General features: G+C 72.3%; 10 protein-coding genes. 2 read left to right on the forward strand and 8 right to left on the reverse strand.

The genetic code is table 11. From position 1 onward, the window contains the following. Nucleotides 1–6: 6 nt before the first annotated feature. From ACU6P3_RS30535 to ACU6P3_RS30560, 6 genes are all read right to left on the reverse strand, one after another. Nucleotides 7–504 (reverse strand): hypothetical protein, encoded by a 498-nt coding sequence (locus ACU6P3_RS30535; RefSeq protein WP_447195042.1) that lies wholly within the window; start codon nucleotides 502–504, stop codon nucleotides 7–9. A gap of 358 nt (nucleotides 505–862) precedes the next feature. After that, a complete protein-coding gene (locus ACU6P3_RS30540; RefSeq protein WP_447195043.1) occupies nucleotides 863–2,923 on the reverse strand; it encodes an RICIN domain-containing protein in 2,061 nt (686 codons plus the stop codon). Nucleotides 2,924–3,069: 146 nt separating this feature from the next. Further along, complete coding sequence (locus tag ACU6P3_RS30545; RefSeq protein WP_447195044.1) at nucleotides 3,070–5,172, reverse strand: beta-galactosidase; 2,103 nt, start codon at nucleotides 5,170–5,172, stop codon at nucleotides 3,070–3,072. Between the two features lie 264 nt (nucleotides 5,173–5,436). Beyond that, the gene (locus ACU6P3_RS30550; RefSeq protein ID WP_447195045.1) at nucleotides 5,437–6,774 is read right to left on the reverse strand and encodes an ABC transporter substrate-binding protein; all 1,338 of its coding nucleotides are present in this window, start codon (nucleotides 6,772–6,774) and stop codon (nucleotides 5,437–5,439) included. Nucleotides 6,775–6,853: 79 nt separating this feature from the next. Next, entirely contained in the window at nucleotides 6,854–7,795 is a 942-nt protein-coding gene (locus tag ACU6P3_RS30555) for a carbohydrate ABC transporter permease (protein WP_447195046.1), read from the reverse strand. Nucleotides 7,796–7,797: 2 nt separating this feature from the next. Then, nucleotides 7,798–8,724 (reverse strand): carbohydrate ABC transporter permease, encoded by a 927-nt coding sequence (locus ACU6P3_RS30560; RefSeq protein WP_447195047.1) that lies wholly within the window; start codon nucleotides 8,722–8,724, stop codon nucleotides 7,798–7,800. A gap of 397 nt (nucleotides 8,725–9,121) precedes the next feature. Here ACU6P3_RS30560 and ACU6P3_RS30565 point away from each other — a divergent pair, with 397 nt between their 5' ends. Then, nucleotides 9,122–10,183 carry a LacI family DNA-binding transcriptional regulator gene (locus tag ACU6P3_RS30565; RefSeq protein ID WP_447198132.1) on the forward strand — a complete coding sequence of 354 codons (1,062 nt, stop codon included), beginning with the start codon at nucleotides 9,122–9,124 and terminating at the stop codon, nucleotides 10,181–10,183. 73 nt (nucleotides 10,184–10,256) lie between these two features. Here ACU6P3_RS30565 and ACU6P3_RS30570 read toward each other — a convergent pair whose 3' ends face one another. Next, a complete protein-coding gene (locus tag ACU6P3_RS30570) occupies nucleotides 10,257–11,135 on the reverse strand; it encodes a hypothetical protein (protein WP_447195048.1) in 879 nt (292 codons plus the stop codon). A gap of 160 nt (nucleotides 11,136–11,295) precedes the next feature. On the opposite strand from ACU6P3_RS30570, the gene ACU6P3_RS30575 reads away from it, so the two are divergent. Further along, nucleotides 11,296–12,117, forward strand: a complete 822-nt coding sequence (locus tag ACU6P3_RS30575; protein WP_447195049.1) for a helix-turn-helix transcriptional regulator — start codon at nucleotides 11,296–11,298, stop codon at nucleotides 12,115–12,117. A gap of 203 nt (nucleotides 12,118–12,320) precedes the next feature. Here ACU6P3_RS30575 and ACU6P3_RS30580 read toward each other — a convergent pair whose 3' ends face one another. Then, nucleotides 12,321–12,563 (reverse strand): DUF4158 domain-containing protein, encoded by a 243-nt coding sequence (locus ACU6P3_RS30580; RefSeq protein WP_447195050.1) that lies wholly within the window; start codon nucleotides 12,561–12,563, stop codon nucleotides 12,321–12,323. Nucleotides 12,564–12,579 lie beyond the last annotated feature (16 nt).

The following is a 12,579-nucleotide window of genomic DNA, read 5'->3' on the forward strand; positions in this document are numbered from 1 at the left end:
CGGGGCTCACTCCTCGTCCTGGCGGCCCGGGCGCGCCGAAACCGTGAGGTCGTGAGCCTGGAAGAGACGGTGCGGGTAGCTGACGGAGATGTGGTGGGCGGCGGCGATGTCGCTCGGCGAGAGCCGGGGCTCGTGCAGGTGCTGCCGGATGAACGCCGTGACGCGCAGCACCAGGGTGCGGCGGTCGGATTCCCCGGGCACCCGGTCGTCGGTGTCGAGGTGGTGGGCGAGCGTCGCGGTCAGCAGGTCGAGGCCCACCGTGCCGAGCCTGGGTGCGTCCCTCGGGCGGTATCCCGCCGAGTCGACGGTGAGAGAAGTGAAGAACTGGGTGAGCGATCCGCCCACGCCGTGCCGCCCGGACAGCGGCAACGGCGGCAGGCGGGCGACCCGGTCGCGCGACGGCGGCAGCGAGGTCCGGGGCACCTGGGCGCGCACGACCGTGGCCGTGCCCCGGCCGTCGGCCTCGGCCTCCGCGTCCGCCGCGATGCGGATGTCGGCCGTCAACGGCCCCGGGTGAACGGTTTGTCAAATAACCGGCTGCGGACGGTCAAGGAACGGTCCGGCCGCGGGCCTCTGGGAAACGGCACTCTTGTGTCAGGCGTTGCGCCACAGGCGCTCGCCGACACTCGAACCGGTGGAGGCGCCGAGGCCGGGGCCGTGGGCAGCGCGACCGCCGGTTCCGCTCGGTCCGCGCGCCACCGTGCCGTCCCGTGCGGCGCCGACGGGTGCAGGAGCCCGACCCGCGCCTCCCGGCCCGCCAGGTGCGGCAGGGGCGGCGTCCGGTCGCTCGGCCCGCCCCTGCGCCACACCGACACATAGGTCGTCCCGCCCGCCCGCAGGCCCAGGGCGACCCACGGATCCGCTACCGCCGGTTCCCCACGGCGGACACGGTCCAGCGCTGGTTGCTCCCGGAGTTCGGCGTCCAGAGCCCGACCCGCGCGCCGTCCTGCGTCGCCTGGCCCGCGACTTCCAGCAGGTCACCGGTGGCCTCGCTGACGAACGTGTACGAGCCGTCGCCCGTGCTGGACAGGATCCAGCGGGCCGCCGCCCCGGGCCGGCCCCGGTCTCTCTCCAGGACGGCGGCGCCGTCCCGCACAGCCAGCCTGCGCCCGTCCACGGCGCTGGTCAGCGCGTACCGCGCACGGTTGGTGTCGCCTCCCGTCATCTTCCGCACCCGCCACACCTGCCCGCGGTCGGCCGCGTCCGTGGTCCGGATGACTGTGCCCATACCGTCGTCCGAGACGTCCAGCGCCTTGCCGCTGCCCGCGCCGGTCAGCCGGTACTCCTGCCCGTCCCGGATCGGCGCGCCGTCCCGCGCGACGCCCGACACACCGGAGACCAGCAGGCTGGTCACGGACCGGGCGGGCACGGTGACGGTGGCCCTGCCCTCGGACACGGCGACCGGCGCCCGCCGGACGAGCGCGCCGGACGCGTCCGTCACCACCGGGGTCACCTTCGCGCCCCGCGCGACCTCGGCGAAACCGGAGAGGTCCACGGTGACCCGCCGGGCGTCGAGCGTGTCGTTGACGTGCACGACGGTCGCGCCCCGGCCGGAGGCCGGGACCGCCGCCGCGCTGGTGGTGTCGTCCACCTTCACCAGCCGGTCGCCGGGCCGGATGAAGTGGGTGAAGTTCCGGGCCGTGTCGAACTTGGTGTTGGTCCTGACCGGGCAGCTCTCCAGGGTGTCCTCGGACGTGCAGCTGAACGGCACCTGGACACTGCCCCAGTTGCCGCCCTTGCCGGACTCGCCGCCTGGCTTCATGTTGTCGTAGTCCTCCACGGGCTGCCAGAACAGCCAGGCGGACGGCTCCAGTTCGCGCAGGTCGTCCACGATGTGCCGGGCCAGCCCCAGGCCGGGGCGCATGTCCTCGAAGTCCTGCCCGTCGCCCCAGTCGCCCTCGACCTCGCTCATCCACAGCGGCTTGTCCGCGGCCTTGGCGATGTCACGGACCGTCGTGCGCCCGCCCGTCCCGTACGTGTGGACGTTCAGCTGGTCGACCTGATCCCGTACCGCCGCCGGATACGCGGACCAGTTGCGGGCGAACGTCGTCGGATTGGTCTCGTCCATCGCGGAGATCGACGCGTCGGTCCTGGACCCGTCGAGCTCCTTCCGCAGCGCGCTGATGACCTTCCGCTGGAGCTCGGGGCCGATGTGCGCCCCTTCCTGCCTGCCGCCGACCGGCTCCCCGTCCGGACCCAGCGTCGTCCCCCAGTAGGAGGTGTTCGGCTCGTTGAACGGATCGAGGGTGTCCACGTCGATCTTGTGGGCCTTCTCCAGCCGCTCCACCGCGCCCGTCAGATAGGCGGCGAAGTCGTCCACCCGGTCGGCGCGCAGCTGGTCGGACCCGGCGTCGAAGTTCCCGGAGACATAGCCGCTCTCCGTCATGAACCAGGGCGGGGAGTTGCTGAACGCCTCCCAGTGCGTGATGTCCTTCTTGATCCGGTCCACCCACCAGCGCTGCGCCGGGTCCGCGTCCGGGTTCCAGTCGGCCCGGTCGTCGGCCGACCACCAGGTGGTGTCCTCCCGGGTGGTGCCCTCCGGCGCCCGCCACCAGCCGGGCACGGCACCGCCCGCGCGCAGGTAGTCCTCGACGTCGGGGGCGTTGCCGCCGCCGATGTTGTAGCGGGCGATGTTCAGGGCCAGGCCGTCGTCTCCGAAGACCAGCTCCGCGAGCCGTTCGCGGATCTCCTCCGGGTAGTCGCCGGTGGCGTTCGCGAACCAGACGAGGCTGGTGCCCCAGCCCTCGAATCTCTGGCCCTGGTAGGAGGGGTCGGGCCGTACGGTGGCGGCGGAGGCCGGTGCGTCCGCCGCGGCCTTCTGGCCCGCGGCGGCGGGCGGCGGGCCCGCGGCGAGCACCCCGCCCGCCGCGAGGACGACGGCGAGTGCCGCCGGGAGAAACCGGGTGGTACGTGGTCGCTTCATCGTGACCTTCCCTTGTCCGTGCGTCCGTGCGTCCGTGCGTCCGTGCGTCCGTTGTCCGTACGTCCGTTGTCCGTGCCGAATGTGCGGGAAACGAGCGGCAATGAGGGGGAATCGGTGGGAATGCTCCTGAACGGTCGCGGACGGCGTCACGTCCCGGACGGGCTCTCCCGGCGCACCACCGCCACACCGCGGGGAGCGAGTACGGCCGGGCCGACGGGGGCGGCGGCCGGGGCGTGGCCGGTGCTCGCGGCTCCCGCGCCGGCGCGGCCGGTGAGCGACCGGCCCGTGACACCGGCCAGGCCGACCTCCTCGTCCGTGCGGTTGACCAGGAACCAGTACGTGGTGCCGCCCTGGTGGCGCACCGCCAGCTCGACCCGGCCGCGCAGCTCCTCCGGCAGCTCCGAGCGCACCCCCGCGCCCGCCAGCAGCCGGGCCAGCACACCGGGCAGCCCCTCGGGGCCCAGGCGGGTCGACACGTAGGAGGCGGAGCCCGGGCCCACCGGCCGGCGGGTGATCGCCGGCCGCCCCGCCTGGGGTCCCGTACGGTAACCGGCCAGCACCTCCACCGACGGGTCGGTGACGGTGATCCGGTCGGTCCACAGCGTGCCGGCGGTGCCGACCGCGTCGTCCAGGGTGACGCTCTCGCCCGCGAGCAGCGGCCCGAACTCCTCGATCCTGATCCCGAGCAGGTCCCGCAGCGCGCCCGGGTAACCGCCCAGCCAGGCATGGTCGTTCTCGTCCACCACCCCGGAGAAATAGGTGGTCACCAGATGCCCGCCGCCCTCGGCGTAGTCGGTGAGCTCCTTGGCGAGCGCGCGCGGTACCACGTGCAGCACCGGCGCCACCACCAGGTCGTAGGCGTCGAGCGACGCGCCCTGGTGGACGACGTCGGCCCGCACCCCGAGGGCCAGGAAGGCCGAGTACCAGTCGAGCGCCTCCCGTCGGTAGCGCAGCAGGGAGGAGGGGTGGGAGTCCTGCTCGCTCGCCCACCACGACTCCCAGTCGAAGAGGATCGCGGCCTTCGCGGGGGTACGGACCGATCCCGCCACCTCCGCCAGGTCGTCGCGCAGGGCGGCCCCGAGGCACGCCACCGAGCGGAACAGCTCGCTGTCCGCCCCCGCGTGCGGGACCATCGCCGAGTGGTACTTCTCGGCGCCCGCCGCCGACTGGCGCCACTGGAAGAAGCAGACGGCGTCGGCGCCGTGCGCCACGTGCAGCAGCGAGTCACGCGCCAGCTCCCCCTCGCGCTTGGCGACATTGACCGGCTGCCAGTTGACCGCGCTGGTGGAGTGTTCCATGAGGAACCACGGGCGGCCGCCCGCGAGCGAGCCGGTGAGGTTCGCGGAGAACGACAGCTCGTCCAGCGCCTGCGGGCCCGGCCGCACGTAGTGGTCGTTGGAGACGAAGTCCACCTCGCTCGCCCAGTCGGCGTAGTGCATGCCCTTCGTCTCGTCCATGACCATGAAGTTGGTGGTCACGGGCACGTCGGGGGTGAGGCGGCGGAGCACGTCGCGCTCGGCCCGCAGGTGCTCCTTCAGCGCGTCGGAGGAGAAGCGCTTGAAGTCGAGCTGCTGGCTGGGATTGGGGTGGGAGGCGGCGAGCCGGGGCGGCAGGATCTGCTCCCACGCCGTGTAGCGCTGGGACCAGAAGTCCGTGCCCCAGGCGGTGTTGAGGGCGTCGAGTGTGCCGTAGCGGGTGGTCAGCCACTCCCGGAAGGCGCGGGCCGCGTCGTCGGAGTGGTCGTAGACGTTGTGGCAGCCCAGCTCGTTGGAGACGTGCCAGGCCGCGAGCGCCGGATGGCCGCCGTACCGTTCGGCCATCGACGTCGTCAGCCGGAGCGCGTACTCACGGAAGACGGGCGAGGTGGGCCGCCAGTGCTGGCGCGCGCCGGGCCAGACGGTGGCGCCGGACGCGTCGACCGGCAGGATCTCCGGGTGCAGCGTGGTCAGCCAGGGCGGCGGCGACGCGGTGGCGGTGGCCAGGTCGACGGCGATCCCGCCCGCGTGGAGCAGGTTCATGATCTCGTCGAGCCAGCCGAAGTCCCAGGTGTCGGGCGCGGTCTGGATCCGGGCCCAGGAGAAGACGGCGAGCGAGACGATGTTGACGCCCGCCTCGCGCATCAGCCGGACGTCCTCGTGCCACACCTCGCGCGGCCACTGCTCCGGGTTGTAGTCGGCGCCGTACCAGAACCGCGGCGCGGTGTCGTCGGACGGCCGGCGCAGCCAGCGGGGCGACGGGACGCGGGGCATTGTGCTCCTCGGGGGTCGTACGGGGGTGCGGTGGGGTTAGGTCCTGTCCGGTCGATCTTCGCGGGCCCGCGACGCCTGGCACGCACACTCGCCGCGTTGTCGGAGTCGTCCAAGTACGTCCAGTACGAGGACGATCCTCCGCCTTGCGATCGCACGCGCCAGACGCCGCGGGCTGATCCACGAAGATCGACCGGACAGGACCTACCGGGCCGGGGTACGCGGGCGGCGTGCGCCGCCGCCCGCGTACCCCGGGCGCCCGGCCGGTCAGTCGCCGATGGTGAAGCCCTGTTCCTTGCCGTAGGCGATGGACGCCTTCTGCCACTGGGCGAGGCCCTGGGACAGCCTCGTGTTCGAGGCGTACGCCTTGCCCACGTTGTCGTTGAAGATCGAGTTCGCGTAGACCTGGAAGGGCAGGTACGACCAGCCGGCGGGGACCTGGGACGCCGACTCGGAGAAGATCTTGTTGGCCTCCTGGCCGCCGAAGTAGTCGAACTTCTTGGCGAGGAACTCCTTCGACGTCAGCTCGGCCGTGGTCGCCGGGAACGCCCCGTCGTCCACCCGGGACTTCACACCGGCTCCGGCGTTGGCGTACTCCAGGAACGCGTAGGCGAGTTCCTTGTTCTTGCTCGCCGCGGGGATGGCGAGCGAGCTGCCGCCGTTCTCGGCGCTGACGGCGGCCCCGGCCTTCCACTGCGGCAGGGGCGCCACGCGCCAGTCACCTGCGGCCGAGGCCGCGCCCGTCTCCAGGTTCGTGGGCATCCAGGCGCCGGTGGCGAGCGTGGCGATGGAGCCGTCGGCCAGTCCCTTGAACCACTCGTCGCTCCAGGAGACGACCGGCGCCACCAGCTTGTCGTCGAGCAGCTTCTGCCAGGTGCCGGCGTAGGTCCTGCTGCCCGCGTCGGAGAAGTCGACGGAGACCTTGGTGCCGTCCACCTTGTAGGGACGGCCCCCCGCCTGCCAGATCAGGCTGGTGGCGAACCCGGGCTCACCGGTGTCGTTGGTGATGAAGACCTTCGGGTCGGCCTTGTGCAGTTTCCTGGCCGCGTCTACGTACTCGTCCCAGGTCTTCGGCACCGCGATGCCGTGCTTGTCGAAGACCTTCTTGTTGTAGTAGAGGGCCATCGGACCGGAATCCAGCGGCAGCGCGTAGACCTGGTCGCCGGACGCCACCGCGTTCCAGGGGCCCGGCGAGTAGGAGTCGGCCAGCTCGTCCGCACCGTAGGCGGACAGGTCGGCCAGGGACTTGCTCAGCGAGAACTGACCCAGCGCGTAGTACTCGATCTGCGCCACGTCGGGCACGCCCTTGCCGGCCGAGATCGCGTTCTCGAGCGCGGTGTACTGGTCCTTGTTGGTGCCGGCGTTGACCACGTTGATCTTCACCTTGGGATGCGCGGCCTCGAAGTCCTTCGCCACCTGCTTCATGGTGAGGTCCCAGGTCCAGACGGTGAGGCTGCCGCCCTCGGCGAGCGCCGCGTCGACGTCGGCGGGGCTCGACTCCGAACCGTCGTCGGAGGAACCGCAGGCCGTCAGGGAGAGCGCCAGCGTGAGGGCGGAGGCCAGCACGGTGCCGCCGCGCAGGACGCGCCGCGATGCGTTGTTCATCAGAGTCATCTCACTTCGTTGTCAGAGAACTGCCGAAAGCCCGGGAAAGGGGGGTGTGGACCGGAGGTCCGCGGAGGTCTCACTCCTTGACGCTGCCGGCGGCGAGCCCCGACTGCCAGTACCGCTGGAGCAGCAGGAACGCGGCGATCAGCGGCACGATGGTGAGCAGTGAGCCGGTGATCACCAGGTTGAAGATGGCCTCGCCGCCGTTGGTGGCGGCCTGGTCGTTCCATGCGTCGAGTCCCAGCGTGAGCGGGTACCAGTCCGGGTCCTTGAGCATGATCAGCGGGAGGAAGTAGTTGTTCCAGGTCGCGACCATGGTGAACAGCAGGACGGTGACGATGCCCGGGGCGAGCAGCGGCAGGCTCACCGTGAAGAAGGTGCGCATCTCGCCCGCGCCGTCGATGCGCGCGGCCTCCAGCAGCTCGACGGGGATCGCCTCCGAGGCGAAGACCCACATCAGATAGAGGCCGAAGGGCGAGATCAGCGAGGGGATGATCACCGCCCAGGGGGTGTTGGTCAGCCCCATCTCGCTGAACATCAGGAAGGTGGGGACGGCCAGCGCGGTGGTGGGCACCGCGACCGCCCCGATGACGACGGCGAAGACACCGCGCTTGCCGGGGAAGTCGTACTTGGCCAGCGCGTAGCCGCCGAGCACCGCGAGGAACGTCGCGCCGCCCGCGCCCGCCGCCACGTACAGCAGGGTGTTCAGCAGCCAGCGGACGAAGACGCCGTCGTCGTAGGTGAGGGTGTCGGCGATGTTGCTCCACAGCGCGAAGTCGTCGTCGAACCAGAGGCCGAAGGAGTCGAGCAGGCCCTCCTGGCTCTTGGTGGCGCCCATGGCCAGCCAGATCAGCGGCACCAGCGCGTAGACGAGGACGAGTCCGGTGAGCACGGTGAGCAGCGCGCTGCGGCGCGGGCGGTCGACGCTGTGCCGGCTGCGCGGAGCGCGCAGCCGGGCGGCGGGGCGTGGACGGCGGTCCGCCGGCGGGGCCACGGTGGTGGGGGCGGTGGCTCCCATCGTCACGCTTCCTTTCGCATGCCGCGGAGCTGCACGACATAGGCGATGACCATGGTGAGGACACCCATGACGATCGCCACCGTGGCCGCGTAGTTGTGCTGCTGACCGGCGAAGGCCAGCGAGTACGTGTAGGAGTTGGGGGTGAAGTACGTGGTGATCGCGTTGGGCGCCAGGGGCTTGAGGATGCTCGGCTCGTTGAAGAGCTGGAAGCTCCCGATGATCGAGAAGATGGTGGCGACGGCCAGCGCGCCCCGGATGGCGGGGAGTTTGATCGCGGTGATGATCCGCAGCTGTCCCGCGCCGTCGATCTCCGCGGCCTCGTACAGGGCGTGCGGGATCACTCGCAGCGCGGAGTAGAAGATCAGCATGTTGTAGCCGACGAACTCCCAGGTGACGATGTTGCCGATGGAGGCGAGCACCAGATCCGGGGAGAGCGGGTTGGGCAGTTCGATGCCGAACGCGTCATTGATGTTGCCGACCAGACCGAAGCGCGTGCCGTACATGAAGCCCCACATCAGGGAGGCGACCACGGCGGGCACGGCGTAGGGCAGGAAGATCGCGATGCGGAAGAAGCCCTTGCCGTAGAGCCGGCCGCTGTCGATGGCCAGGGCCACGAGGAGCGCGATCCCCAGCATCACCGGCACCTGGACGACCAGGAAGAGGCTCACGCGGCCGAGCGCGGACCAGAACTGGGGGTCCTCCATCGCCCGCCGGTAGTTGTCCAGGCCGACGAACGAGGTGCCGCCGACGAGCTGGTTCCGGAAGAGGCTCAGGTAGAGGGAGTAGCCGATCGGCGCGAGGAACACCAGGGCGAAGACCGCCATGAAGGGGCCGACGAAACCCCATCCGACCCAGGCTCGCCTGCGCTGAAGTCCGCCGCGGCGGACCGGGCGGCGGCCCTCCGCGGCGGGGGGTGACAGTGCCGTCATGGGCAGTTCCTCGCTGGTTCTCGGGCACCCCGCCGCGAGCGGCAGGGGTGGAAACGCGCGTCGGCGTGGCGCGGTACGTGCCTGGCCGCCGGTGCGGATGTTTACGTAAACATCGATGGGTGGGATGCTTACATTCGCTCCGGGAGGCGTCAAGATTCCTGACGGGGCCAATTCGGTCGCCGGGAGGTCGACGAGCGAGGAAGACGAGGTCAGGGTGGAGGAGACCGTGGATGCCACCGGGGCGGACGCCGCGGAGGCGGACGCTCCGTCGGCGCGCTCCGGCGCGGGGAGCGTGGGGAGTACGGGGGACGCGGCGGGCGCGGCGGATGAGGTGAGCGCGGGCGGCACGTGGCGCGCGTCGGGCGACGGGCCGCCGCGCCGGCGGCGCCGGGTCTCCATGGCCGACGTCGCCCGGCGCGCCGGGGTCTCCTCGCAGACCGTCTCCCGGGTGTCCAACGGTCATCCCGGCGTCGTGGAAGCGACCCGGCAGCAGGTGCTGGACGCGATGAAGGAACTGGGCTACCGGCCCAACAGCGCCGCCCGCGCCCTGAAACGGGGCGAGTTCCGCACCCTCGGCATCATCCTGTTCACCCTCTCCACCACCGGCAACGTCCGCACCCTGGAGGCCATCGCGACCTCGGCGGCGCAACAGGGGTACGCCACCACCCTGCTCCCGGTCGCGATCCCGACCCAGGACGAGGTGCGGGGCGCCTTCACCCGGCTGGGTGAACTGGCCGTGGACGCCATCATCGTCATCATGGAAGTGCATCTCCTGGACGCGGCCACGGTCTCGCTGCCGCCCAACGTCGGCGTGGTGGTGGCCGACTCCGACGCGGGCGACCGGTACAGCGTGGTCGACACCGACCAGGCGGGCGGCGCCAGGGAGGCCGTACGGCACCTGCTGGACCTGGGCCACTCGACAGTCTGGCACCTCGCGGGCCCCGAGGACTCCTTCGCCGCGCAGCGCCGGGCCGACGCCTGGCGGGCCACACTGCGGGAGGCGGGCCGCGAGGTGCCGGAGCCGCTGCGCGGCGACTGGTCGGCCGAGTCCGGCTACCGGGCCGGGCTCCGGCTCGCCCGCGAGCCCGGCTGCAGCGCCGTCTTCGCGGCCAACGACCAGATGGCACTGGGGCTGCTGCGCGCCCTGAGCGAAAGCGGGCGCGGGGTGCCGGACCAGGTCAGCGTGGTCGGTTTCGACGACATCCCGGACGCCGGCTCGTACATGCCCCCGCTGACGACCGTGCACCAGGACTTCGCGGAGGTCGGGCGCCGCTGCGTGGAGGGCGCCCTGCGCCAGATCGGCACGGGCACGGACGAACGCGGTACGACGCTGGTGCCCACACGCATGGTGATCCGCCGGAGCACGGCCCCGCCGCCGGGCCGGTCCACGCCGCCGGCTCCGCCCCCGCCTCCGGCCTCGCCCACGCCGCGGACACCCCCGAATTCGCCCGCGCCGTAGGCCGTGGGTGCCGTCGCGGTGCCGGTGCCGTCGGCCGACACCGGTGGTCGCCGGCGCCGTGCCCGGCGGATCGTCAGGGAGCCGGCCGCCGTACGGCCGTCGTCTCCGGGAGCGCGATCTGACCGGTCACGAACCAGCTCCACAGCCCGATCCGCTGCCGCCGCTCGCCCGGCCGCGCGGACGACTCGGCGAAGCTGACCGTCCCACCGCCCGCCTCCCGCCTCGCCCCCCACTCCAACCGGAAGCGGGCGGTCCCGGCTCGCTCCTGCGGCGGGACGGCGCTCGGAGGCAGGATCTCGTCGAGGGCCCAGCGGTAGCCGCGCCGTTCGTAATACGGAGTGACCCGCTCCCAGGTCAGTTCCAGGAGCGTGCCCGCGGCCGGGATGACCACCAGCGCGCCCCGCGCCCCGCTGTCGCAACGGGTGTTGAAGGCCAATACCTCCGCCGTGCCCTCCGGGTACGCGTGGGCCGTGCCGCGTCCGACCTGTGAGCCGTCGGGGCACGCGGTCACGCCCTTCTCCTCGATCAGCGAGCGCGCGCACACCGGGAACGCCTCCGGGCGGAAGGCGAGCGAGCGGTCGAAGAGGAACACGAAGCGCCGCGCGCCCGCCGGGGCGCCGCCCGTCTCCGCCCGGCTCGTACGGTCGAAGGCTACCCGTACGCCTCGGGCCGTACCGCCGTCCGGGACGATCGTGGCGCCGAGCGCGTCGACATTGCGCGGCCCCGGGACGTCGGGCTCGTACGGCCGCACGGGCCCGCCGGGCGCCGGGTCGGGCGGCGGCCCGTGCGCGGCGGCGCCCGTGCCCGGCGCGCCGGCGGTGAGCGCGAGCAGCAGCGCCGCCGTCGCACCGGCCGTCGTTCCCGCCCGGCCGCGACCGCGCCGCCCGCCGTTCCCGCCCGGGTGGTTCCCGGCTCCGCCACCGCTGCCCCCGAGTCCGTTCTCGCGTCTCATACGACGTCCCGTCCTTCCCTTGCCCTCGAGCTCTTCCCCCGCCGCGTCGGCCGGCCCTCCCCATGCTGGCGCCCCGACCGGCTCGGTCACGGTGCTCCGTGCTGCCAGGGGTCCGCCGTACCCAGGGACCGCCGGTACCAGGTGCGGTGAGAATGAACTCATGAGGACAAGAGGAGAGTTGGGGGACTTCCTCCGGTCGCGCCGGGCCAGGATCCGTCCCGAGGACGCCGGATTCGCCTCCGGGGCCGGGGTGCGGCGGGTGCCGGGTCTGCGCCGGGAGGAGCTGGCACATCTGGCGGGCGTGAGCGTCGACTACTACGTACGGCTGGAGCAGGGCCGCAACCGCGGCGTCTCCGACGCCGTGCTGGGTGCCGTCGCGGACGCGCTCCGGCTCGACCAGGACGAGCGTGACCACCTGTTCCGCCTGGCACGCCCCGAGACGTCGCACGGCGCGGCGGCGGGCGAGGACGCCGTGCGCCCGGAGGTGTGGCGGCTGCTGGACTGGATCAGCGCGCCGGCCCTGGTCATGGGGCGGCGCATGGACGTACTCGCCTGGAACGGCCCGGTGTGCGCGCTGATCACCGACTTCGGCCGCCTCCCGGCGCGCGAGCGCAACCTGGTCCGGCTCCACCTGCTCGACCCGGAGATCGGCCGCCGCTACCCGGACGTCGACACGATCGCCCGCGAGGCGGTAGGGCACCTGCGGATCGCGGCCGGCACCCACCCCGACGACCCCGAACTGTGGGAACTGGTCGAGGAGGTGAGCGCGCGGAGCGAGGAGTTCCGGCGGCACTGGGCACGGCACACGGTCAGGACCAAGGCGTACGGTGTCAAACGTGTCGAACACCCGGAGGCCGGACCGCTCACCCTGACCTACGAGGTCACCCGTTTCCCGCAGGACGCGGAGCTGAGCCTGCTCGTCTACACGGCGGAGCGGGGGAGCGCGGAGGAGGTGGCGCTCAGGGACTTCGCGAAGGGATGACCGGCGGGCGCCGCGGGGACGGGCGCGCGGGTGACCGAGCCCGGCGGCCTGCCCCGGGGCCCGGTTCGGGATCCCCCCCGTAGCGGCGGAGGGCTTCGAGCCGGCTCGCCGGCCCCTTTCGAGAGTATCCCGGCGGGCCCCCAGACACTCGGTCCGCGTCTTCGCTCGCCGGTCATGACTTCGCAACTCGCCAGGGTTGAGGTTCAACTGGTCGGCCAACCGGGCCACCGCCACCGGCGGCACCCGGACACGTGATCCGGCACGAACCCCGGCCACGGCAACGTGCGCAGCGCGACCGACAGGCCGAGCCGATCCCCGGGCCCACGCCCCCGGGCAGGATCGACACACACGACATCCGCCGGAGTCAGGGTGAAAAATCGGAACAGCTCGTTCCGACCGATCTCCGGGAACCTCCGCAGGCGCTCCAACTCCTTGTCCGAGAACACCTGCGTCGCCCACAAC

It is taken from the genome of Streptomyces hebeiensis (assembly GCF_052983195.1).